General features: G+C 62.2%; 16 protein-coding genes. 12 read left to right on the top strand and 4 right to left on the bottom strand.

The window, feature by feature from the left end:
* Positions 1-113: 113 nt before the first annotated feature.
* On the bottom strand, positions 114-1,427 hold the full coding sequence (locus G6P99_RS28930; protein ID WP_029080202.1) for an ImpA family type VI secretion system protein: 1,314 nt from the start codon (positions 1,425-1,427) through the stop codon (positions 114-116).
* Between the two features lie 353 nt (positions 1,428-1,780).
* On the opposite strand from G6P99_RS28930, the gene G6P99_RS28925 reads away from it, so the two are divergent.
* The 9 genes from G6P99_RS28925 (at position 1,781) to G6P99_RS28885 (ending at position 15,390) form a co-directional block, all read left to right on the top strand.
* Positions 1,781-3,649, top strand: coding sequence for a type VI secretion system Vgr family protein (locus G6P99_RS28925; RefSeq protein WP_029080203.1), 1,869 nt, complete (start codon positions 1,781-1,783; stop codon positions 3,647-3,649).
* Between the two features lie 5 nt (positions 3,650-3,654).
* Positions 3,655-4,218: a DUF6931 family protein gene (locus tag G6P99_RS28920; RefSeq protein ID WP_165124344.1), complete on the top strand. Its 564-nt coding sequence runs from the start codon at positions 3,655-3,657 to the stop codon at positions 4,216-4,218.
* 12 nt (positions 4,219-4,230) lie between these two features.
* Complete coding sequence (gene tagH / locus G6P99_RS28915; protein ID WP_029080205.1) at positions 4,231-5,607, top strand: type VI secretion system-associated FHA domain protein TagH; 1,377 nt, start codon at positions 4,231-4,233, stop codon at positions 5,605-5,607.
* Between the two features lie 48 nt (positions 5,608-5,655).
* The gene (gene tssK, locus G6P99_RS28910) at positions 5,656-6,993 is read left to right on the top strand and encodes a type VI secretion system baseplate subunit TssK (RefSeq protein ID WP_029080206.1); all 1,338 of its coding nucleotides are present in this window, start codon (positions 5,656-5,658) and stop codon (positions 6,991-6,993) included.
* A gap of 284 nt (positions 6,994-7,277) precedes the next feature.
* Positions 7,278-8,510: a type VI secretion system protein TssL, long form gene (gene tssL / locus G6P99_RS28905; protein ID WP_256434687.1), complete on the top strand. Its 1,233-nt coding sequence runs from the start codon at positions 7,278-7,280 to the stop codon at positions 8,508-8,510.
* Between the two features lie 45 nt (positions 8,511-8,555).
* Positions 8,556-12,104, top strand: coding sequence for a type VI secretion system membrane subunit TssM (tssM, locus tag G6P99_RS28900; RefSeq protein WP_165124320.1), 3,549 nt, complete (start codon positions 8,556-8,558; stop codon positions 12,102-12,104).
* Positions 12,101-12,802 carry a type VI secretion system-associated protein TagF gene (tagF, locus tag G6P99_RS28895; protein ID WP_029080209.1) on the top strand — a complete coding sequence of 234 codons (702 nt, stop codon included), beginning with the start codon at positions 12,101-12,103 and terminating at the stop codon, positions 12,800-12,802. The genes tssM and tagF overlap by 4 nt, the downstream gene beginning before the upstream one ends.
* Before the next feature lie 6 nt (positions 12,803-12,808).
* Positions 12,809-13,585: a PP2C family protein-serine/threonine phosphatase gene (locus G6P99_RS28890; RefSeq protein ID WP_029080210.1), complete on the top strand. Its 777-nt coding sequence runs from the start codon at positions 12,809-12,811 to the stop codon at positions 13,583-13,585.
* On the top strand, positions 13,582-15,390 hold the full coding sequence (locus tag G6P99_RS28885; RefSeq protein ID WP_165124317.1) for a serine/threonine-protein kinase: 1,809 nt from the start codon (positions 13,582-13,584) through the stop codon (positions 15,388-15,390). The genes G6P99_RS28890 and G6P99_RS28885 overlap by 4 nt, the downstream gene beginning before the upstream one ends.
* An 8-nt stretch (positions 15,391-15,398) precedes the next feature.
* Here G6P99_RS28885 and G6P99_RS28880 read toward each other — a convergent pair whose 3' ends face one another.
* Positions 15,399-16,379: a DUF4424 domain-containing protein gene (locus tag G6P99_RS28880; protein WP_029080212.1), complete on the bottom strand. Its 981-nt coding sequence runs from the start codon at positions 16,377-16,379 to the stop codon at positions 15,399-15,401.
* Positions 16,380-16,468: 89 nt separating this feature from the next.
* A complete protein-coding gene (locus G6P99_RS28875) occupies positions 16,469-16,750 on the bottom strand; it encodes a hypothetical protein (RefSeq protein ID WP_029080213.1) in 282 nt (93 codons plus the stop codon).
* A gap of 156 nt (positions 16,751-16,906) precedes the next feature.
* Here G6P99_RS28875 and G6P99_RS28870 point away from each other — a divergent pair, with 156 nt between their 5' ends.
* The 3 genes from G6P99_RS28870 (at position 16,907) to G6P99_RS28860 (ending at position 21,215) form a co-directional block, all read left to right on the top strand.
* Positions 16,907-18,628, top strand: a complete 1,722-nt coding sequence (locus G6P99_RS28870; protein ID WP_029080214.1) for a hypothetical protein — start codon at positions 16,907-16,909, stop codon at positions 18,626-18,628.
* A gap of 140 nt (positions 18,629-18,768) precedes the next feature.
* Positions 18,769-20,547 carry a caspase family protein gene (locus tag G6P99_RS28865; RefSeq protein WP_035976638.1) on the top strand — a complete coding sequence of 593 codons (1,779 nt, stop codon included), beginning with the start codon at positions 18,769-18,771 and terminating at the stop codon, positions 20,545-20,547.
* 5 nt (positions 20,548-20,552) lie between these two features.
* Positions 20,553-21,215 (top strand): DUF4384 domain-containing protein, encoded by a 663-nt coding sequence (locus G6P99_RS28860; RefSeq protein ID WP_245284623.1) that lies wholly within the window; start codon positions 20,553-20,555, stop codon positions 21,213-21,215.
* A 217-nt stretch (positions 21,216-21,432) separates the two neighbouring features.
* Here G6P99_RS28860 and G6P99_RS28855 read toward each other — a convergent pair whose 3' ends face one another.
* On the bottom strand, positions 21,433-23,199 hold the full coding sequence (locus G6P99_RS28855) for a caspase family protein (protein WP_029080217.1): 1,767 nt from the start codon (positions 23,197-23,199) through the stop codon (positions 21,433-21,435).
* Between the last annotated feature and the right edge of the window lie 228 nt (positions 23,200-23,427).

Here is a 23,427-nt window from a genome sequence, read left to right as displayed (position 1 = left end):
CCTCTTCACAAAATCTGTGCGGAAGCCGACTTGCGCGACGCAGGCTCGGGAAGTGCCTCGGTCTTTCGTCAGCGGAGCTTCCTTCTCTTAGTCCCGTCGAACGGAAGGCGGGTTCAATTCGATTTATCGATCGCCTTCAGAGCGCCCTCGGGCAGGACGTCACTCAGCAGGCTGAGGAAATCTCGTTGTGCGAGTTCGCGCGCGCGATCGACCAGAAACGGGATCGGGCTGGACGGCTCCGCGGCGCGGAAGAAAGACGCAACCTTGGTCAGCAAATCCAACGCCTGCGCTCTGTTTTCTGCCGCAAAAACAGTATCTTGAGGGTCATTTTCTTCCGCAGCTGGGAGCGATGTGGCGAATTCCGCCATGCGCTCGATCGGCAGGTCGAAAACCTTGTCACGTCCGATATTGATGGCAGCGCTCTCGACGTGAGCGGGCATCAGCATCCGCATCACTTCGATAAACGATTTGCCAACCATGTCCTGCGCCTGCCGCACCAGCAAGAGCGCCGGGCTCGACGGTTCCTTCCGAGCGAAATAGTCGGCGGCTGCCGCCAGCGCCGCGGATGCCCGGCCCGGTGAGGTCACTGCGCCGGCCATTTCAATGGGAAGCTGCTGGTTGTCTTGAGCAGTTTCGTCCGGAGATGGAGCAACTGCGGTTGGATCGCGTGCTGTGACCAGGCCCGCGAGCCAGTTGGCCATGCCATTCGCGACACCCGCAAGCCTGTCGAGACTGACGGGTTGCCCCGAGTTCAACTTTTCGTGCCAAGCCGATTTGATGCCGGCAATCTCGGCCGCGACCGCGGAACAGCGGGCGCTCAACGATTTGAGGGTGTCGAGGTCGGTCTCGCCGATGATGCGCTCGATGGTTCCGAGGTCAGGCGCGTCGACGTCAGCGTCAGCGGCGGGAATTTCGCCCTTGGCAATCTGATAGGCACGGTAGTTGAGGCTGCCATGCCTGCGATTTTCGATCAGGGGGAGGAATTGGAGCGGGTTGATCACCGTCGGAAACACGTCGATCGCCTCGACGGTGACGGCGCGAAAGGCATAGTCGCCGTCCTCGCCCCTCGGGTGAACCGCTTCCCATTGTTCGCGGAGCAGCAAGGTGGTCGCCTTCAGGCAGCTGAGAAAGCCGTCGAGATCGCGGTTCAGGATGGAGAATTTGGCGAGCAGCATGGTCAGCCGCAGATCGCGGGTGCGTGCCAGGAGGGGCTGCGCGGCGGCGAACTGGCCGGCAATATCGATGGCCTTCGGGTCGAAGCGTCCGCGCTCTCCGTTGGCGTTGACGACCTCGAAATACGACATCGGCAGCAGCGATTCCGCACCTGCGAAGAAGTTCAGGTACTGGACATCCCCGGTCGCATCGAGGTCAGGCCCGCAGGGATCGTCCGGGGCTATGGGCTGGGTCAGGGATGTGACATCGAGCATGCAAAGATGGTCCGTCTGCGGGGCCCTGGCCCCCTTTTGCCAAGTCCGTCACATGTGGCGGATCAGGCGGGGATCATGATCCTATTGTCTGTTAGGTCAGATCAACGATGACCTCGGTTCATTCCCGGCGGCCACGACCGTTTCGCGTGAACCAACAAGCTCTTGGAGCCGACTACAAGAGTGCCGGGATGGTTCCATCGGGCGCGTCCTTTGGCGCGTCAGGAGAGGGCGACACCGGGCGGACTTGTCGGTCATCCCACCGATGGCTGGCTCGGATTCGGTTGTTTCGTGCTTGACGACCTGATGCGCCGGTTGCGCGGATCGTGCGGTCAACGAAGGAGTTTAACGCCCACATGGGCCAGCTTACCCAGGATACCCGCCTTTGCGAGCTCAAGACCCCCCTTGGCAAGGACGTTCTGGTTTTTGTCAGGTTCGAGGCCTCTGAAGGTCTGAGTGAACTGTTCGAATATCGTATCGAGTGCCTCAGCGAGGACGCCGATCTCGACTTCGATCGCGCAATCGGCCAGCAGTGCACGCTCACCATCAAATTGCACGGGAAGGAGCGCGAGTTCAGCGGCATCCTCACGGAAGCGCAATGGCTCGGGGTCAAGAACGACTATTTCAGCTACCGGATCGTGCTGAGGCCCTGGTTATGGCTGCTGTCGCGCACCACCGATTGCAGGATTTTTCAGGACAAGAAGGCGCCCGACATCATCAAGGACGTCTTCAACGAGCGCGGCTTCACGGATTATGAGTCCAAGCTTACCGAAGAGGGCTCATGTCCGAAGCTCGAGTATTGCGTTCAGTATCGCGAGACCGATCTGGATTTCGTGTGCCGGCTGATGGAACAGCACGGCATCTACTACTTCTTCAAGCATGAGGGTGGCAAGCACACGCTGGTGCTGGCTGACTCCAAGTCCTCGCACAGCCCAATCAACGGTCTCGCAAAGATACCCTATATCCCGCTGACCGGATCCGACCGTCGCGAGGAGCAGCATATTTATGAGTGGGTTTCCGAGCGCCGGTTTCGCACCGGCAAGTTCGAGCTTAACGACTACAACTACCAGAAACCCAACGCGCAGATGATCAGCGACGCCAAGGGCTCCGAGCACTACACACGATCCGAGATGGAGGTCTACGACTATCCCGGCAAGTTCAAGGAGAAATCCGACGGCGAGCGATACGCCAAGATTCAACTCCAGGCCGAGCAGGCGATGGATCGGCGCCGCCGCGGCAACGGCGACGCCGTCAGCCTGTTCCCCGGCGGACTAACCAAGCTCGAGAAGCACTCGAAAGACTCGCAGAACGTTGAATATCTCGTCGTACGAGCAGCTCACTCGTTTTCCATCGAGTCCTATCGCACTGGCGGTCCCGGCGACGGCGGACAGCACGTCTACTTCGGCAGCTTCGAATTTCTGCCAAGCGATCGGCCGTTTCGATCCCCCATGATGACGCCGAAGCCGAGGATCAATGGTATCCAGACGGCCAAGGTCGTCACCAAGGACGACAATTCGAGCGAGGAAATCGACGTCGAGTCGCTGGGCGAAATCTATGTTCGCTTTTTCTGGGATCGAAAGAAGAAGCGGTCGTGCCGGTTGCGCGTGGCCCAAGTCTGGTCCGGCAAGCGCTGGGGCGGTCAGATCATCCCGCGCGTCGGGCAGGAAGTCGTCGTGGAATTCCTGGAAGGAGACCCCGACCGGCCGTTGGTGATCGGCACGGTGTATAACGATGAATACAAGCTGCCCTACGATCTGCCGTCCAAGAAGACGATTGCGGGATTGAAGTCCGACTCGACCAAGGGAGGAGGCGGTTATAACGAATGGAACTTCGAGGACAAGAAAGGGTCCGAGAAGATCACCCTGCACGCCGAAAAGGACCACGACGTAACGGTCCGCGACACCGAGACCAGGACCATCGGTGAAGCCGCGTTCGGCGGCGATACCCGCAAGACCACACTCAAGAACGGCAATGACAAGCTTGATATCGAATTGGGTGGTCAGCACATCAAGCTGGCGATGGATCAGTCCGTCAATGCAGGGCTGAGCATCACGCTCATGGCCAATGTCAACATCACCCTCCAGGTTGGTCCCAGCCAGATCATCCTGACTCCCGCCGGAATCGTCATCAACGCCCCGACCATCACCATGACCGCGCAGGCCGCCATGGCACTCGCGGCCGGCGGCCCGTTGGTTGCCCACGGCACACCAACCATTGTCGGCTGACGGCCATGGGTCAGGTTCGGTTCAGCACAGTCCGCGATCTGTTCGAAGCCTATCCGCTGGCGCGCTACGACGTCGGCAAAGCCTCCGCGGACAAGTTGTCGCTGGATTTCCTGCAGGAGGCCGCTGATGCAGGCAACTGGCACCAGGCTGTATCCTTCTGCGCGTATCTGCTCGCCAGGCGCGTGGCCGTCGCTTGGGGATGTCGCTCGTTGCGCCAGATGTTCGACCATTTCGACGGCAACGAAGGCAGGTCGCTCGGCTTTGCGGAGACCTGGGTCCGCCAGCCAGACGAGCAATCGCGTAACAAGGCGTTGGCGGTCGGCAATGCCAACGATCCCGAGCAGCCGGCGACTTGGCTGGCGCTGGCGGCGGGCTGGTCTGGCGGAAGCGTGGTCCCAGCGGAATTTGCCCCGGTCGAAGCCAAGCCAGATCAGACGGCGCGGGCGGTTCGCGCAGCTCTTTTGATCGGACTTTGCCGGCTCACCCGCGAGTCCAGGGACCGGATAATGACGGCCTGCCTGGAGGATGGTATTCAGTTGGCACGCGGCGAACCGCGCCCTCTGCGCTGACGAGACGATGTGATGGTGCTTCGCTTCAACATCGAGAACGAGCCCAACCTCCCCGATGGCGGACCTGTGTCATTTACGGTCACCGGAAGGCGCTCGGTCGATATAGGCCGCGATCGTCATCTCGATTGGACATTGCCCGATCCGTCTCGGATGATTTCGGGGAAGCATTGCGAGGTCCATTTTCGCGACGGCGGCTATTGGTTGCACGACGTCTCGACCAACGGCACGTTTCTCAATGGGGCCGACCAGCGCATACGGGGAGCGCATCGGCTGCGCAATGGCGATCGGCTCGTCATCGGCCACTATGTCATTGGCGTTTCGCTGGACCTGGACGAGCGTGCCGAGGGCACTCCGAGCCATGGCGCGCAGCAGCAAGCTCCGCCCGCGCAGCAGCACGCCGATTACCAGGAACTGTGGGCTCCCGGTCGCGACGTGCCGCCGCCAATCGACCCCCAGCAGTTGAGAAAGCCGCGCGAAGCAGCGCGGCCGGTCAATGCGGAATTCCTGGACTGGGCGGCGAGCGTTCCGCCGGCGGGCGTCGACCCCGTCCGGCATTCGCCGCAGATGCTTCCACGGGAGTCGCCCCTGCGCGACGACATGAGCTGGGCAGCCGGTCCCGCCGCCATGCCCAAACCGCCGGTCGACGTGCTGCACGCGATGCCGACGCCGCGCCGACCATCGGTCTGGGCCGATGATGAAGCGGCTGCCTCGCCACCGCCGGCGCCGCCACCGGCAGGGCATGCGGGAGCGCCGCGGCCGCAGATGGTCGAGCCGGCACCGGCCACGGCCGCGTCGATCGGCAATCCCGAGTTTGCGCGCCTGGTGGCACGTGCTGCGGGACTGCCGGACAATTTCTTTGCCGACAAGACCGAGGCCGAACTCGCGGAGCAGCTGGGCATCATCCTGCGCATGACCGTGGAAAACTTGATGGCTCTGCTGCAGGCGCGGACCCAGGCCAAGCAGCTGACGCGCAGCACCAGTCAAACCACCATCCAGGCCATCGAGAACAATCCGTTGAAGTTCTCGCCGACCGCGGAAGACGCGATGCGTATCCTGTTCGGGCCGCCGACGCGCAGTTACCTCGATGCGCCGCATGCCTTCGCGCAGGGCTTCAAGGATCTCAAATCCCATCAATTGAAGACCTATGCGGCAATGCAGCATGCCGTCAGCGGGCTGATCGCCAGTATCGATCCGACGCTAATGGTGCGCGAGCTCGAGCTTCAGCGCGGCGCAAGATCCTTTTTCGGCTCGAATAAGAGTAAGTTGTGGGATGAATTCCTGACGCGCTGGAAGGCGCATCTCGGTCGCGACGAAAGCGCGCCGATCGATACCTTCATGCTGCATTTCTCTGAATATTACGACCGCGCAGACAAGTCGGGGTCAAAGTGAACTGTCGGTGACGATGCCGTCGCCGATCATTGCCAAGTGGATGCAGGAATGTCCTGGTACAGCAAAGTTTTCTGGTCGGAAGGTCTGTTTCTGCGGCCGCATCATCTGCAGCAGAACGATCGCTATCTCGAGCATCTGCTGGAAAAGCGCGTTCGTTACACAACACCGTACCCGTGGGGCTTTGCCCAGCTCGAGATCGACAACGACCTTACTCAACAGAGCAAATTCGCCGTGCGCAGTGCGACCGGCGTCATGCCTGATGGAACGCCGTTCGATATCCCTGCTGACAGTCCGATCCCGGAAGCCATCGAAGTGCCGGATTCGGCCGCAGGCCAGATCGTCTGGCTGATGATGCCGGTCGCGGCGCCCAATACGCGGGAGGTGGATGAGGATCGCACCGACAGCGCCAGTCGTTACGTTCGGACTTCCGAAACGTTTATCGATTCGACCTCGGCGCTGCGCATCGAGGAAGAGATCGACATTGTTTATCCGCGGCTGTCGTTCGAGCTACGCAAGACCAGCAAGCCGGGATACATGGGTCTCGGGATCGCCCGCATCCTCGAGGTACGCGACAAGAATATCCTGTTCGACGACAAGTTTGTGCCGCCGATGCTGGTCTGCGCCGCACATCCGGTCGTCGATGGCTGGCTCAATCGCATCATTGGCTGGGTTGAGACCAAACTCGACGAGCTTGCACGCTACGCGGTCGATCCTTCGTCCGGCGGCGGTTTGCAGAGCGTCGATTACCTGGTGCTGCAGGTTCTGAACCGGACCATTCCCGTACTGACTCATTTCAAGCGGTCCGGCAGCGTACATCCCGAGCGGCTGTACGAAGAGCTACTGAGGTTTGCTGGTGAGCTTGCGACCTTCGCGACGACCGAACGACGCGCGCGGGACTACCCGGCATATGATCACGACAACCTCGAATACGTCTTCACGCCGCTGGTGCGCGACATCCAGGATTTCCTGAGCGCGCGGCTGGGCAGGCGGGCGATCCGTCTGGAGATCATCGAACGCGCCCAGAACGCATTCGTATCGCCGATCCGCGATCGCGCGTTGTTCCGAAATGCGACCCTCGTGCTGGAGGTCGCCGCGCGGCGGCCACTGGTGGAGATTCAGAACGAATTCCCGCACCTGTTCAAGGTCGGGCCCAATACCAAAATGACCGAGATCGTGCACGCAAACCTGCCGGGTTTGACCTTGGTGCATCTGCCGACGCCGCCACCGCACATCCGAGCCATCACAGACCACGTTTATTTCTACCTCGATCGCAAGTCGCCGCTGTGGCCCGAGTTCAGCACTGCGGCCTCGATCGGGATGCATTTTTCCGGCGACTGGCCGGAGCTTGAGTTGTACCTTTGGGCCATCCTGGAAGAGCGGCCATGACCGACAGGGACAAGCCGGTTAATCCTTTCGGTCGGGGTGAGCGGACCATCATCCGTCCGAACCCCGGCGGGAAGATGCCGCCGGCTCCGGCTCCTCAATCTCCGGCGGGCGAGGGACCTGCAAGCCGTCCAGCGTATTCGCCATCGCCCGTGGCTTCGCCTGGTGCCCCTTCGTCGCCGTCATTTTCTCCTGTACCGCAGGGCGCAAGCTACGCCGCCCCGCCGACCAGCCAACCGTCCGAGGAATGGATTTCGACACCGGCGCAGGCTCAGGCGCCGCAACTCTTGCCGCCCGGACCGCCCTTGCGGGTCGACGATCTGGTTGCGCCAAATGCCAATCCGGTGATGCGCGCCGGCGGCCCTTTGCTGCAGTTGCTTGGCCGGCTGCGAGTAGCGTTGATGCGGGCGTCATTCGCGAGCCTGATGGAGCAGGTCGCCGACGCCATCAAGTTCTTCGAGAAGGATATCCGCTCGGCCGGCATTTCCGAGCACCAGGCCAATACGGCGAAGTATATCCTGTGCGCCACCGCCGACGATATTGTGCAGCACATTCCGACCGACGACCGACACGTCTGGGCCCAATATTCGATGCTCAGCCGGTTCTTCGGCGAACGCGTGGGCGGCGTACGCTTCTTCGAGATCCTCGACCATTTGAAGACTGATCCGCTGGTCAACTATCCGGTGCTCGAACTCCAGCACGCCTGCCTTGCGCTCGGGTTCCAGGGCATTCACCGGACGTCGCCGGGCGGGCTTGCGAACCTCCAGGTGATCCAGCGCAACCTCTACGAAACGCTGCGCCGGGTTCGGCCCAAGCCGACCAACGATTTGTCGCCGCACTGGCGCGGACAGGCCTTGGCCGGTCGGCGGAAGCACCTGCGTGTTCCCGTTTGGCTGGTGGCGGCCGTGGTCGCCGCGTTGCTAACGGGATCCTATTTTGTCCTGCGGACGTTGCTGGCTGGTCGTGCAGAGAATGCTGCGGAAGTCGCGCTGGCACTGCATCCCGGCGATCCGATCGAGCTGAAGCGCCGGGTCGTTGCGCCGCCGCCACCTCCGCCTCCGCCGCCACCCCCGGACCGCATCACCCAGCTGCAGCGGATTCGCAACGCGCTTGCACTGGAGAAGACGGCTTGCGCCATGACGGCGGATCAGACGGCGAGCTTCATCGTGATCAGGGTCTGCGACCTCGCATTGTTTGCCTCGGGCCAGGCAACCATCCTGGATGGTTTCAAGCCGATCGCGACCCGGGTTGCGGCGACGCTCGACAAGGAGCCCGGCCGAATCCGGGTGGTTGGCCATACCGACAGCTCGCCGATCCGCACCGTGCGTTTCCCCTCGAATTTCGAATTGTCGGTGGAACGCGCCAAGGCGGTTGCCGCCGCGCTGAAACCCGGCCTGGCCGATGGTTCGCGCGTCGACGTCGACGGCAAGGGCTCGGATTCACCAATTGCCAGCAATTCGACACCCGAGGGGCGCGCCAAGAACCGTCGGGTCGAAATCTTCATCGAACGTAGCGAATAGGCGGACGTCACAAGCTCACGCGATAAGCGACAGGTACCGGTAAATATGCTCGCCAAGGACATTCTACGCATCGTTCTCTACGGAGTCGGGCTCAGCTCGCTTGGGGCGGTGATCTACCTTGCCGGTCCCTTCATTGCTTTCGGCGACTGGCATCCGTTGGAAAACCACATCATTCGCCAGATCGCGATCCTGCTGCTCGGCGCCGCGGCAGCAGGTGTCACCGGTCTTCATTTCTTCAAGCGACGCAAGAATGCCAAGGAAATCGCCGACGGCGTCAGCGGTGCGGATCAGGCTGTCAGCGACGAGCCGGTGCTCAAGGAGCGCATGAAGGATGCGCTCTCAACACTTAAGACTGCGAGCGGCAACAAGTCCGGTTATCTCTACGATCTGCCCTGGTATGTGATCATCGGCCCGCCCGGCGCCGGAAAGACCACGGCGCTGGTGAATTCGGGGCTCAAGTTTCCGCTCGCGCGAGGGGCAACGCCGGCGGCGATCGCCGGGGTCGGCGGCACTCGCTACTGTGATTGGTGGTTCACCGAGGAAGCGGTGCTGATCGATACTGCCGGTCGCTACACAACCCAGGATTCAAACAGCAAGGCCGACAAGGAAAGCTGGATCTCCTTCCTGGATATCCTGAAGAAAACTCGATCGCGCCAGCCGATCAACGGCGTTCTCGTCGCAATCAGTCTGGAAGACGTGCTGACGCTGCCGAAGCAGGAACTCGCGCTTCATGCCGATGCCATTAGGATGCGGCTCCTCGAGCTGCATCAGCGGCTGAAAGTGAGCTTCCCGGTCTACGCGCTGTTCACCAAGGCCGATCTCGTCGCCGGCTTCACCGAATATTTCGCGTATCTCGGCGAGGCCGGCCGGCGCCAGGTCTGGGGCGCCACTTTCCAGACCGCCGACAAGACCCAGAACCTGGTGGGGCAGGTCCCGGTCGAGTTCGATCGCCTGCTGGAGCGCCTGAGCGAGGAAACGCTCGACCGTCTGCAGGACGAGCCGACGCCGCAGCACCGGGTGCAGTTGTTTGGCTTCCCGGCGCAAATGGCGCGGCTCAAGCCGCAGATCCACGATTTCCTCAACCAGATTTTTGAGCCGACGCGATATCACGTGAACGCCAATCTGCGTGGGTTCTATTTCACATCGGGCACTCAGCAGGGTACGCCGATCGATCAATTGATCGGATCGCTGGCGCGTACATTCGGCGCGGAGGAAGTCGGTGCAGGAGCCTACTCCGGAACCGGCAAGAGCTATTTCCTCGCCGATTTGATTTCGAAGGTCATCATCGGTGAGGCTGATTGGGTCTCGACCGACCGTGCTGCGGTGCGCCGCGCCCTGATCCTCAAGACCGCGGCGCTGTCGGTGATCGGTTTGGTGGCGATCGGACTGATCGGTGCGTGGCTGACCAGCTACAAGCGCAACTCCGACCTGATCGAGCAGAGCTTGCAGGCGGACAACGAGTATGCCGCCGCCGGCGCGCCGCTCATCAAGCAAACGCTGATCGCCGATCACGATCTCGACAAGGTGCTGCCGCTGCTCTATCGGCTGCGGAACGCCCCCGCGGGCTACGCCTCACGGAATGAGCCGGTAGCACTCTCGGCGCGCTACGGGCTCAGTCAGCACGCGCGCCTGTTATCGCCTGCAAAGGCGGCCTATCACACCGCGCTTGAGCGCATGTTCAGGCCTCGGCTGTTGTACCGTTTGGAGGAGCAGCTCAATGCGCGCATCGCCGAGCCTGCCTTCGTCTATGAGGCGCTGAAGGTCTACCTGATGCTCGGCGGCCTGCAATCCCCGGACCGCGAGCTCATCCGCTCCTGGATGCAGCGCGACTGGGCGGACAACCTTTATCCTGGCGCGACCAACGCGGAAGGACGGCGTCTGCTGGATGAAAATCTCATGGCAATGTTCGACCTCGAAACCGAACAACCGCCGCTGGTCGAGCTTGATGGCCGGCTGATCAAGCAGGCCCAGAATTCATTGGCGCGCCTCAGCGTATCGCAACGTGCCTACGAGTTCCTGAAGTCGGAGGCTCGTGGATCGGCCGCTGGCGACTGGATCGCCAGCCGCCGAGGCGGACCTGATGTCGCAGTCGTGTTCGAAACCACGACCGGGCAGCCCTTGGACAACGTGCGGGTGCCCGAGTTCTTCACCTATAACGGCTTCAATCAGAAGTTTATCGCTCGACTGCCCGGATTGTCGGAGCGCATGAAGCGGGAGCGGTGGGTCTTGGGTGACGCCGGCCAGCAGTCGGCAATTGACCAGCAGTATGACAACCTGGCTGGCGATCTGCTCAGCATCTACTCCAATGATTTTGTAACGGCGTGGCGTACTGCGCTCGGCAGCCTGCGTCTGAAGAAATTGCTCGCCGACAAGCCGAAATACGAGGTGCTGAGGGCGCTTTCGGCGCCGACCTCGCCGATGCGGCAAATCCTGGAATCGGTGCGCGATGAGACCATGCTGACCAAGGAACGCCCGAAGCCGGCGAGCACCGGAACGCCGGCCGTGCCGCCTGCGGTGACCACGCCGGCGCTGTTCAACAATGCCCAGGATGGTACACCGGGCGCGACGATTGAGTCGCAGTTCAAGCCCTACCATGCAGCGCTTGAGGGGGAGAGCACCCGCCGGCCGATCGACTCGACGATCGCAAACCTGAACGACATTGCGCAAAATCTGACGCTGATGATCGAGAATCCGCAACTGACGGCGCAGGCAACTGCGGGGCTTCAGACCCAGGTTGCTGCGCTGCGCAACAATGCCTCGCGTATGCCGCCGCCATTTTCAGATATGCTGCGGGCGGCAGCCGCGGAGTTCGAAGGCAGCATCGCCGCCTCCACGGCCGGTCAAATATTGCAGTCGCTGCGCGATCAGGTCACGCCGGTCTGTCAGCAGACGGTGACCAACCGCTACCCGTTTGTACGCAGCAGTGGTCAGGAAGTCCCGCTCGCTGATTTCGCCAAGCTGTTCAGCCCGAACGGCATCATGGACAAGTTCTTCACCCAATTCCTGGCGCCTTATGCCGATACTTCGCGCTCGGACTGGGTCTGGCGGAAGGAGAGCCCCGTCGGACGATCGTTCTCGCCCGACACGTTGAAGCAGTTCCAGAATGCCGCCTATATCCGCGATGCGTTTTTCCAGACCGGAGGCGGCGTGCCGGCAGTGTCCTTTGCGATCCGACCGCCGGCTGCGGCCGGACCGGGCATCACAGTCAAGACCGAGATCGGTGGCACGACGATCAACAGCCCCACCACACCAGGACCAGCCGCAGCTCCCTCCATGTTTGGCGCGCCGCAACCCGCCGCTCCGTCGCCGCCGCAGAGCAATTCGCCGACGACGGTCCTCTGGCCCGGCCCATCGCCGCGGACGGCAATTTCGGTCAGCAACGAGTCCGGCTCGCCATCCGTACTTGAGCGCATCGGCCCCTGGTCATTGTTCCGAATGCTGGAGGCCGGCTCGCTGGTCGCCAAGGCGGAAACCGCCAGCGCAACCTTCATTGTTGCCGGACGTGAGCTCAACTATCAGATTTCCACCGGATCGTTGCGCAATCCGCTAAACCTGTCAGTGCTCCGCGAGTTTCGTTGCCCGACCGGAATATGACCATGCGATGCGGCTTATTCGGCAAGATCGGCGCGAAGCGCGATTTCATCGCGATCGCGACGCCGCGCAGCTTCCTGGAAGTCTGGGAGCCGTGGGTGCAGGCTGCCATCTCCGCGAGCCGCCATCAACTCGGCTCCGCCTGGCAGGAAGCATTCCTGACCGCGCCGGTTTGGCGGTTCTGGCTTGGCGGCGCGATCTGCGGCACCACCGTCGCAGGAGCGATCATGCCGTCGCTTGACGGGGTGGGGCGATACTATCCGTTGACGTTGCATGCGGTGCTGGATGGTGACGCCGCGCTGCCGCCGCCGAACATCGATCCGCAGGACGAATGGTTTGCGCAAGTGGAGACATTCCTGCTCTCGACCCTGGACCGGGCGGCGACGTTCGAGCAGATCTCCGATGCGCTGGATCGTCTCGCGCTTCCGCGTCTGCGGGCGTCAGGGACTGATGGAGCGCCAATCGTGTCGCTGAGTGACACGACGCTGGGAATGGTTTCGTCGGCCGATGGGTTTGCCGAGTCGTTCGGCACGCTCTGCGGCGCGAACCCTCAAATCTATGCCGCGGCTAGTTTCTGGTGGACCGCCGGAGGCGAAGGGTTCCCGCCGATCGCACTCTGTTGCCGCGGATTGCCGGATCCGTTTCACTATTCCACGCTGCTGACCGGCGACGTCAGCCGCGCGGTAGCCGGGACGGGATGACGCGCGATGGTACACGTCCCGTCCTTGTTCGATGTCGGTAGCGTCACTCATGCCGGACGGGTGCGGGCGCGGAACGAGGATTCGTGTCTGGTCAGAACCGACGTCGGCCTATGGGCGGTCGCTGACGGCATGGGCGGTCATGAGGCAGGCGATCTTGCCAGCCGCATCGTGGTACAGTCGCTTGATGCGATCGCCGCGCCGGACTCCGCGGCGGACCTGTTGGCGCAATGCGAGGCGCGCCTGTTCAGCGCCAACCAGCAGATTTTGGCACTCAGCCAGGCAAGGCAGGGTGCCACTGTCGGGACCACAACGGCAGTCCTGCTCGTACGCGACGACCATTATGCCTGCATATGGGCGGGAGACAGCCGGGTGTACCTGATCAACCGCCATGGCATCACCCAGGTGTCGCACGATCACAGCGAGTTGGAGGAACTGATCGCCGGCGGCGCGCTATCGCGCGAAGAGGTCCAGGATTGGCCGAACAATGCCATCACCCGGGCTGTCGGCGTTGTCGCCGACCCCGAGTTCGAGGTGGTGACCGGTCCGGCCGAACCGGAAGACATCTTCGTGATTTGCAGCGACGGCTTGACCCGACACGTGCAGGATGACGAGATTCAGCAGCACGCGGCCACTCGCCTTGCCCAGACAGCATGCGACGACATGCTTGCGCTCGCGCTCGATCGCGGCGGGCTCGACAATGTTACGATCGTGATCGTGCGATTGCTCGCGCCACGATCCTCAGAGCCCACGAGGACGCCGCTCGATCAGGAGCCGCGAGCATGACCGCGAACGATCCGTTTCGATCATCCTACCGCGGTGTGCCGGCCGGCACCCGGCTCAACGGCATTTACGAGATCGAAGCGATGATCGGGGCAGGCGGTATGGGGGAAGTCTACCGATGCCGCGAGATCCAGACCGGATCGCCCGTTGCGGTCAAGATGTTGCTGCCCGACATGGTCGATAACGAGGCGGCACTTGCGCTGTTCCGCCGGGAGGCGGCGGCACTTCACAATCTTCCGCATGAAGCGATCGTTCGCTACTTCCTGTTCACGGTCGAACCCGTGCTGCAGCGCCCGTATCTCGCGATGGAATTCGTGAACGGGCGCTCGCTGTCGAACATGCTCGACGATGGGCCGCTGACCTTCGAAGCGCTGATCAAGTTGATGCAGCGGGTCGCATCGGGCCTGCAGGCCGCTCACGAGCACGGCATTATCCATCGCGATGTCTCCCCCGACAACATCATCGTGCCGCTCGATGATATAAGGCGGGCGAAGATCATCGACTTTGGTATCGCTCGGTCGACCCAGATGGGTGACAAGACCATCATCGGCTCCGGCTTCGCCGGCAAGGATAATTACGCGTCGCCGGAACAGGTCGGCTTGTACGGCAATGATGTCACCGCGAAGTCCGATGTCTACAGCTTTGGTCTCGTGCTGTTCCAAGCCTTGACCGGGCAGAAGCTCGATATGGGCGGAAGCCAGTTTCAACTGGTCGAGAAACGTCGGCGTGTGCCCGATCTCGGCGCAGTGGATCTGCGTATCAGGCCCCTGCTCGAGAGGATGCTGCATCCGGACCCGGCCTTGCGCCCGACCATGGCGGAGGTCGCCAACTGGGCGCCGGCGGCTTCGGCTCAGCCGTCTGCCGTACCGCTCCACGGCTTCGATCCATTGGGGAAGCCGGAAGCCGGGACGTCTGCGCAGCAGGAGCGGGTGCCATCGACCACGCGGAACTCTCGCCGCATCTGGCTCGGCGCCTGCGTCGCAGGGCTGCTGCTTCTGCTGGGGGGCGGTGGGTACAGCTTCTATAAATTTGTCTGGTCGTCATCAGGTCTGGCGGCCTTGCCGCCACCGCCGAAACTCGCCGCGACACCCGCGCCGCCGAGGATCGAGCCTGCTCCGCCACAGCCAGCACGTCAGGAGCCGGTGAAGCTGCCGTCTCAGCCGACGGTGACGCCGTCTTCGTCGCCCGATGGGCCGGGTCGAGCCGAGCGCATCCGGAGATATGTCGCCCAATATGCGGGCGGCGACTGCTTCTTCATCCTGCCTGTTGCAGTGAGCGCAAGCGCAGCTGTCATTGAGGGATTCGGCGCCTCGACCGCCCCGTTCGATACCTTCGACAAGGCGTTTCGAAAGGAGCAGGGATTTGAGGCTTCGGTCGGCGTCAGGCAGGTGAATCCAGCACAATGTCCGGCCGTCAAATTCTTGAGTCAGGTCGGAAGCGATCAAGCGCGTGCGCCGCGCATCAACCTGTCAGCGACGGAGCTGAAGGCCGGCGAAACCCTGAACGGGACCATCGAGAATTTTGCCAACCGGGTGGTGGAACTGCTCATGGTCTCGGATCGAGGCGAGGTGCAAAGCCTGTCCTATCTCCTGAAGCCGGGCATCGACTCGCTTTCTTTTGCCCTGCCGATGGCACGCTCAACCGGTCCGCAGCTCCTGTTGGTCGTTGCGGCCCCACGTGTTCTGGACTCGCTGCGCCAGCCGCGACCGATGGCGGCCGACACATTCTTCCTGCAAGCGATCAGCGAAGCTCAGCGCGGCAATGTGACCCTCACGGCGGCTGCACGCTATGTGATGCTCACGAATTGAGCTGTTCTTCAGAACTTGCCGATCATCAAGATCTTCAGGTCGGCATCCGGCTTGAATTCGCTTGCCGTGAATTGACGCGCGTTGCTGGCAGGTGACGGCTTGAGCTGACCCGGACAAAAACTGACCAGACGGTCGTCGCCGCCCGGATCGATCGTCAACGTGAAGGACCGGATTGGACCCGCCCAGTTCGCACCCGTCTTGAGCACGTAGGAAATGCGCCGCTCCTGCAGCTTTGCCGCGTTGTCCTGGCTGTTGCCGGTGCGCTTGTCCAATTCGGCAAGGAACGCATCCGTGACGCAATACTCTTTCCTGTACCGCTCGACTTCCGGACCTAGCGCTGCGCTGCGACGCAGACCCGAGCGCAGGACCGTGTCAGGGCTGGAGCCGACGCTCGGGCGATACTGATGTTCGACGATGACGGTACGCGCGGGTGGAAATACTTGCTCGCGAACAGCGGAAGTCTTGGTTATCCAGCCGGGCGTGTATTGCTGGCGGCCGTTGTCGCTCATGCCGGCAGGCATGAGAAGGCCGTCATCGATCAGCTTCGTGCGGGTTGTCGCCGGCAGGTCGGCCACCCGGATCTCCCGATCACCGAGCGGCAGCAGGGGCAGCTTGAACTGACGGAGAAGGGCGGTGACATCCTTATTGCCGACCATGGCGCGCTGGTCGATGGTCAGCGGCACCGGGTTGCCGTCGATCCTGGTCTCGAACTCAACGAAGTTGACCGGATTGCTCGATGGAAGCGCAATGTTCTCGGCCTCGGACAGGTCGATATCGGGCAGCGGAAAAGCGACAGTGAGCGCAACCGGCTTGCTCGTCTGGTTGACGAATTGGTAGCGAACGCTGACCTTGTCCAGCCCGATACGAAGCTCCTCGCTCGCCATGGTCACATCCTTGGTGCGAACGAATTGCAGCCCGCCGATGGACAATTCGGCGGCGGAATCGTTTGCCCGCGCGGGCCAGCTGGTTGCGGCCAACAGGGCGATCATCAGGGCGCGCGATCTCAAGGACGGCCCGCTTAACGCTCCATTTGCCATGCCGGCCTCCATGCGGCGCCGCAGCGTCTGCCCGTGTGGGGTCAATCGATCGCCTGGTAAAGCTCTCCCCATTCCGGCTTCCAGACGCCATCCCGGTCGCAAACCACGATCGCGAGCTTCATGTCGTTGGCGAGCCGGATTGCGCCGCGAAAGGCGTCCTGGGCGGGCATATGGGCGCTGACCTGGTCGCTGCTCAGGCGTCCCCCGCTTGCGGCGGCTGGCAACACGATCGACCCGGAGGCGCCCCCATCGTCGCGCCTCAAAACCAGAGTAATCGCGTCGGGCTGGATTTCGCTGACTTGCTCAAATCTGTTTTTGGCCATGATTTTGCACTGCAAGCTGAAGGAGTTCGGACTATCACCGTCCAGTGAAAGAGTTGAACGGGATTGGGGTTGCTCGCCACTAATTGACGCTGCGCTTGCGCAGTCTTGGATTAGTCGGACTGACGCCGCATTCGGTTCGGTTACATTGAGGCGGATATGTTTCGTCGATCTAGCTGGATCTGGCTCCCTATCGTCGGCGCGGCCTTCGCTGCAACCGGTGCAAAGGCCGACGATGCCGTCGTGCGAAGCTTTGCCGGCGGTTCGGCTGCCTCCATGGTAGGGATCGTCCCGGCCGGCCAGGACGTCGAACTCGGGGGCCCGCAAGCGCTCAGCGCTGACGGGCAGGGAAACCTGTTTGTGCTTGATCAGGTCAACGGCCGCATTCTGCAGTTCGACCCCAAGCAACCGAACACTGCGCCTGACATCCTCAAGATGCCTGGCGATGTCCAGCCCACCGACCTCGTCGTCCGTAACGACGACATCATGGTCTGGGACGGCGGCGTACGGATGCTGAAGGCGGCACCGGGACAGTCCACGCGCGGGGTAGGTGGAGACGTGATCCAGCTTGAGGAAGTTTCGTCCCGCGGCACGGACGACCAGGTCGCCGTTTCGGCCTTCGCCCAAATGGGCTCGCAGGCGCTGAGCAGTCCAACCGACTTGCTCGATCAGAATACCCGCGCGGCCATCGTAAGGACGACGCGACAGCCCGACCGGCAGTATATCGCCTCGCGCAGCAAGGGATCGGTGATCGCTGATATTATTCCCGACAAGGGCAATGCCAGCGTTCGGGTCGAGATCCAGACCATGGTCAGCAACGAGACCATCGGTCAGCTCGGCCTGCGTGTGCGCAACCAGCTCGGCACCGTGGAGTTTCTCGAGATCGACAACAGTGATCGCTTCTACGTGCTGGCCGAGGACATTCCGCCGTCGGGCAAGAATGCCTCCACATTCGTCGCACGCTATGCCTCGAACGGACGCCTGGAGGGCATCTACGAGTTGCCCTTGGAGAACACGCCCGTGACCCGGCGGTTCGTCACTGTCTCAGGCGACGGCGATGTCTATTTTCTGCGTACCAAGCCGGAGGGCGTTGAGGTGGTTGGTGTCGGCTTCCGGCCCATGGGGAAGGTATCCGTCATTGACGTCAGGCCATCGCGCACTCCGGCCGCACCGGCGGCGCAGCCGGATATCAAGTTCAATGCGACCGCCGCCGTGCGGCCGTCCAATCGCCAGCAGGCGATCGAGACGGCCTTCGCCTTTGAGGGTGTCCAGTGGAAGTTGACACAGGCGAACTACGGTAGCGATCCCGACAGCCAATGCTCCGGTTTCAGCCGTATTCGCCGGCCGTGGTATCTGCAGGGCAAGGTAAACCAGGAAGTGCGCGGCGTGCCCTATTGCTGGGGTTGCCACGGTTCGCTCGCGAACTTCCGGCAGCGGATCGAAAGCGGGACGCTGGCAGGCAATGTCTGCACCCGTAACGAGCCACGGCCGGATGTGGCCGGCGTCGACTGTTCGGCATTCGTCAGCGCCGCGTGGGGACTTTCCGTCCACTACACGACCGCCGCCATCCCCGCGATCGCTGCACCCGTGACGAACCCCTGGGACCTCAAGCCTGGTGACGCCCTGAACAAGCCGGGTTCCCACGTGATGTTGTTCCTGCGGTTCACGCCGGATCGCAAGGCGGAGGTCATGGAATCCTCGACGGGCGGCTGCAACGGTCGCGTCTGCCGCAACGTCTATCCGTTGGCAAGCCTGCTGGCGCGCGGCTACGTTCCGGTCCGCTTTCGCGCCTTCGCAGATGATCAGACGACTGTTTCCGCGAACGCCTATCAGGAGAGCGAGGCGCCGGCAGGCCGCAAGACAGCGAACAAGCGGCGCTGAACCTGGGAACTTGCTCGGGCTACAGATGAACATGGATCACTGCCTGCGGGCTGGTTTCTGGAGGTCTGGACGGCATCCTGCCGCTCTACCTTACCGGTGTGGTTCCAGGGCAGACCTGCTTGATATCGAGGTGGATCACGATGCGAAGGCTCAAGGGCTTTGATCAAAAGACCGGTTGGCTGTGTAGCGCCATCCTGCTCGCTACGTTGGTCGGCCTGCCACTCCAGCGCGCGCATGCGGCGGGAGAACTGTCGATAAGTAACCCGGACGGTGCGGCCCTCCGGGCGCTCGTCATCGGCGTCGACGACTACCAGCATGTACGCAAATTGAAGGGCGCGGTCGCCGACGCCAATGACATCGTGTCCAGCCTGAGGACCATGGGCGTCAGCGATGTGGTCGAACTGACCAATGCACAGGTCGATAGGGCAAGCGTGCTGCGTGAGATCAGCTCACTGGTGGAGCGGACAAAGAGCAACGACCTCATCTTCCTGTCGATCGCAGGCCACGGCACGCAGGAGCCGGAGCGCATCAAGGGCTCCGAACCCGACGGAATGGAGAACGTGTTCCTGCTGCCCGAATTCGCTACCACGCCAGCCGGATCGGCCGAGCGCATTCTGGGAAGCGAATTCAACCATTTCATCCGGCAGTTCGAATTGCGTGGCGCGAAAGTGATCTTCGTTGCGGATACCTGCCACGGCGGTGGAATGGTGCGCGATATCGATCCGCGTGCGGCAGAGATGAGTTTTCGACAGGTGCCGCGCTACACGCTGCTGGTTGATGAATTGAAGCCGGTGTCGAGCAGCGACGACCCGAAGTCAGAACTCGATCTCGACCACACTGCGTTCATCGCCGCCGTCGATCGAAACACCAAGGCGCCGGAAGTGCGGATCCCCGGGATCGATGGCCTGCGCGGCGCACTGAGTTATGCCGTCGCGCGGGCAGTGGAGGGCAGCGCGGACATCAATCATGATGGCAAAGTGACTCTGAAGGAGCTTTTCAGCAATGTTCGGCAGGTGGTCTATCAACTGTCCGACCAACGCCAGAACATCGTGACGGTATCGTCGCCGACGCAGAGGCCGGAAACCGACGTCGCCTTCGAATTGACGCGCGGCGTGGTGCTGATCCAGGGGACGGCCGCGAGAGCTGCCTCCGGTCAGGCTGCTACCGTTACGCCCGCCGAGAAACAAACCCCCACGCCGCCGGCCGTTACGGCCACGTCACAGACCGCTCCAACCGGCGTCGCCGCGACCGGCCCGGCCGCGCCCAGTGCCGCACTGCCGCCCTTCCGTCTCACCACGCCGATCCGTTTGGCGGCGCTTGACGGCAAGATGAACTATTTCGCCGGCGTCAAGCCGCAGGATGCCAGCGTGCAGGCCGTTCAACCAACTGATAATCCCGACCTGATCTGGGACCCCGTGTCGCATGACGTCATCGCCTGGGGCGATGTGGTCGCTTATGGTGTTGACGTTGGCGACTTGACGACAGTGGTCAACCGAACTGCAGCCATTCGGGAGCTTAAGCGCATGGCGACGCGGTCGCCGCAGGTGATGCGTATTTGGCCGGATGATCGACAGCAGCGTAGCGGCCAGACCGTTGAGGTCGAATTGTCCGACGTCGGTTCACGCGCGGTGCTGCTGTTCAACGTGTCCGGTGATGGAACTATCCAAATGCTGTATCCGGTGGGTTCTGATGCCGCGCTGGCGCGATCGGCAAATCTGCGGCTTCCTCTTCGGGTAGGCGAGCCGTTCGGTGCCGAGCAGATCGTTGCGGTGACCTCGCAGCAGCGGATGGTTGACCTGGAGACGGTCCTGATGCAGCTCAACCGGCGTCGCGCCTCGGGGCAGGTCATCAAGAGTCTGGAGCGCTACCTGCCGGCGGACGCGCGGATCGCGTCGATCGGCTTTTTCAGCGTTCCCTGACAAACTTGGGAAAGCAGGTCATGTCGCCAGCGGAACTGGTTTGCCGCAAGCAATCATGGCTTGCGATCGTGCTGGTGCTGGCGGGAAGCGAGGTCGCGTGCGCGGCGCCGCTGCCATCGGCATCTCCATCTGCAGGTGCGACGAACGCTCAATCGGTCCGGCGCGTACAGGCCCCGCGCAGCCCGGCAAATGCCGCCAGCGTGTCGCTTGAAATCCTGCCGGGTCCAACTGTCAACATTGGCAGCAAGGTGTCATTCGGCGTCACCGCCAGGAAGCCTGGGTATCTCATGCTGGTGGATGTCGATGCGGAAGGGCGCATGTCCCAGATCTTTCCGACTGCCGAGCTATTGGCACAGTCGGTCGGAGCCGACATGAATCTTGTCAAGCCTGGCGTCCAATTCATTGTTCCGACCCCGGCGGCACAGCAACGCGGATTTGAGTATGTCGTCGCGCCGCCGGCCGGGTCCGCTGTGATCGTTGCGATCCTGAGCGAGCGGCGTGCGCAATTGCTCGATTTGCCAGACATTCAGCGCAAGCTTCAGGGGCCGGCCGATACGTTGAGCTATCTGTCGGATTGGACCAGTCAGCTGCGTGTACCGGACAGCGGCAGCGGAAAACTGGTGCCGAACAATTGGTCGTTCGACATCAAATCATACTCCATCAAGTAGGTAAGCGATCGCGTTGCTGCAGCTTGCTCAGGCGGCTGAAGGACCGCCCCGCGCGATCATGTGGTGAGGCTGACGTTCAGCTTCTTCAACGCAGCGCTCTGCGGTTGAGCTCCGTTGCCATCAGGCGTCGCCAAACCACGCCCCATCAGATTCCAGCTTTACCGATTGCGGGAAGAGGCGGCGACCCGATCTCGGGCGCGCCGCCGTGCATGCCGTCCTAGTTGCAGACCTCAACGTTGCCGGTACCGCCGCCGGGACCTCCGCCGCCACGGTAATCGAGATGACATCCGCGACGGACCGGGCGGCATAGATATGCATCACACATGATCTGACCGCTGCCACCCGAGGGCCTTGCAGTCGCCTGTCGTCGTCGAGGAATATCGGCTTGCGGCTCGGAGATATCGCGTAGCGAACGATCCGAGCGCGACGCGCGCGACGGGCGCTCATCCATGTTGCGCTTCGCCACCGGCTTTTTCCCGCGGCGCTTCTCGCATTCGTTGTCCTCGTTCAGGAACGAGCCCTCGGCGCAGGTGATCTTGCGGCACTGATCGCCGTCCGCCCTGTAGCCTTGCTCGCAGATCAGCGGGCAAACTCGGGCCGGTTTCAGCTTGATCGCATCGAGCGCATCGAGGCTTGCGAGCTTGACGTCAAATTTGGTCCCGGCGTGCCGGTTGAACAGGGTCAGGGAACGACGCGATGCCGCGTTCCACTCACCGTCGACGGAGCCCGTGAAACAGCCGACCCGGCTCAATTCGCTCTGTACTGATTTGGCAAGATCCTCCTGCGGCGCCGCCGGGTTCAAGGCGGCAACCTTCGTGCCCTCGCTAGTCTGGGAGGGGGGTGCCGGTGCAAGATCATCCGGCCTGGCGCTGTCGAGGGCAGGTCCGTTCGGGGAAAGCATGGCGACCGTTGAGGATTGGGATGCAGTCCGCTTCCGTTCGGCCTCGGTTGCTTGTTCCTGCGCTGCCTGCTTTGTTCTTTCAGCCGCGATCCGGGCATCCTCCGCAGCCTTGAAATCTGCGGCGGCTTTTTCCTGCTCGGCCCGCTGGGCACCTTCGGACACAAGCCGAGCTTGCTGCTGCTCCGCTTCCTGCGCTTTCTTGGTCGCGGTAACGCGTGCGTCCTCGGCGTCGATCTGATTGAGCTGAAGCTTGGCCAGATTTGAGTAATAGCCGTCGGGATGCTGGGCGAGGAACGCGCTCATGGCGGCCTTGTTGCCGACCTGCAGGGCCAATTCGTAGTCACGACGAGTCTCCGACGAGGCGTTAGCCGGCGACGGCGCCGGTTCCTCTGCCTTTGGCACGAGCGCAACGTCGTCGCCGCCCAACGAGCCGTAGACGTATGGCTCCTGTCGATTGCCGGTAGCTTGCAAGACATCGTCGCGGACGAAGCCGAAAGCCCTGCGCAAATCGAGTCCAGGCTTTGCGATATACTTGACCAGTGCTGTCGCGTATGGACTGTTCGTGCTGTTGCCGTCGAGCGCAGTCAGTCCGGCTTTTGCCGCAAACGCGATCAGCGTATTGGATACGGCGGGTTCCACCCGGGCGAGCCCGCGGCTGATCGCGCGCGAAGCGACGGTTCGTTTCATCGTGTCGGCAAATGGATTGTTGCGACAGGCGTCAACGATCACGACGCGCAGCTGCCTGGCGGGCTCGATCGCCAGCAGGATTCGATCAAGCGAGAAGGCCTCGTCATAGATATCGGTGTCGCGTTCAAGTCTGGCATCTGTCGGGATCAGATAATTCGTCCCGTCGATCTCGATGCCATGACCTGCATAGTAGACCACGGCAACGTCTGCATCGCGGGCTTGATCGGCGAAATCCCTCAGTGCCCGCCGCATGTCGCTCGAGGCCAGGTTGAGCCGGGACTCTACCACATCGAACCCGGCGCCCTTCAGGGTCGCGGCGATAGCGGCAGCATCATTGGCAGGATTCGGAAGCAGCGGCGCGTTTTGATAATTGGAGTTTCCGACGACCAGAGCCACTCGCTTCGTCGCCCAAGCTGGCTGGGACGCCAGGAGAACTGAAGCAGCAAGAAGGACAAAAACTCTGAGGTGTGTGCACAAGCGCATGGCGAACGTCCGAATTCGGCCCGAAACAATGGCAGCTTTATCGAAGATGGCCGCGCACAGACTCCACTGCGTCAAGCGTTACGAGCGCGCCGGCCTACCTCCGTACAGTAACAATCTTGAGTCTAATCCATTCCTGATGTT

This window comes from Bradyrhizobium sp. 6(2017) (genome assembly GCF_011058295.2).
Lineage (GTDB): Bacteria > Pseudomonadota > Alphaproteobacteria > Rhizobiales > Xanthobacteraceae > Bradyrhizobium > Bradyrhizobium septentrionale.
The sequence above is the reverse complement of the archived record's forward strand: the minus strand, read 5'-3'. Positions and strand labels throughout refer to the sequence as shown.

Excerpts from the sequence above, each read along its gene's own strand:
- tssM (WP_165124320.1), top strand. The coding sequence starts at position 8,556 with ATGCTCGCCAAGGACATTCTACGCATCGTTCTCTACGGAGTCGGGCTC.
- G6P99_RS28920 (WP_165124344.1), top strand. The coding sequence starts at position 3,655 with ATGGGTCAGGTTCGGTTCAGCACAGTCCGCGATCTGTTCGAAGCCTAT.
- G6P99_RS28880 (WP_029080212.1), bottom strand. The coding sequence starts at position 16,379 with ATGATCGCCCTGTTGGCCGCAACCAGCTGGCCCGCGCGGGCAAACGAT.
- tagH (WP_029080205.1), top strand. The coding sequence starts at position 4,231 with ATGGTGCTTCGCTTCAACATCGAGAACGAGCCCAACCTCCCCGATGGC.
- G6P99_RS28865 (WP_035976638.1), top strand. The coding sequence starts at position 18,769 with ATGCGAAGGCTCAAGGGCTTTGATCAAAAGACCGGTTGGCTGTGTAGC.
- G6P99_RS28925 (WP_029080203.1), top strand. The coding sequence starts at position 1,781 with ATGGGCCAGCTTACCCAGGATACCCGCCTTTGCGAGCTCAAGACCCCC.
- G6P99_RS28875 (WP_029080213.1), bottom strand. The coding sequence starts at position 16,750 with ATGGCCAAAAACAGATTTGAGCAAGTCAGCGAAATCCAGCCCGACGCG.
- G6P99_RS28870 (WP_029080214.1), top strand. The coding sequence starts at position 16,907 with ATGTTTCGTCGATCTAGCTGGATCTGGCTCCCTATCGTCGGCGCGGCC.
- G6P99_RS28930 (WP_029080202.1), bottom strand. The coding sequence starts at position 1,427 with ATGCTCGATGTCACATCCCTGACCCAGCCCATAGCCCCGGACGATCCC.
- tagF (WP_029080209.1), top strand. The coding sequence starts at position 12,101 with ATGACCATGCGATGCGGCTTATTCGGCAAGATCGGCGCGAAGCGCGAT.
- tssK (WP_029080206.1), top strand. The coding sequence starts at position 5,656 with ATGTCCTGGTACAGCAAAGTTTTCTGGTCGGAAGGTCTGTTTCTGCGG.
- G6P99_RS28885 (WP_165124317.1), top strand. The coding sequence starts at position 13,582 with ATGACCGCGAACGATCCGTTTCGATCATCCTACCGCGGTGTGCCGGCC.
- G6P99_RS28890 (WP_029080210.1), top strand. The coding sequence starts at position 12,809 with ATGGTACACGTCCCGTCCTTGTTCGATGTCGGTAGCGTCACTCATGCC.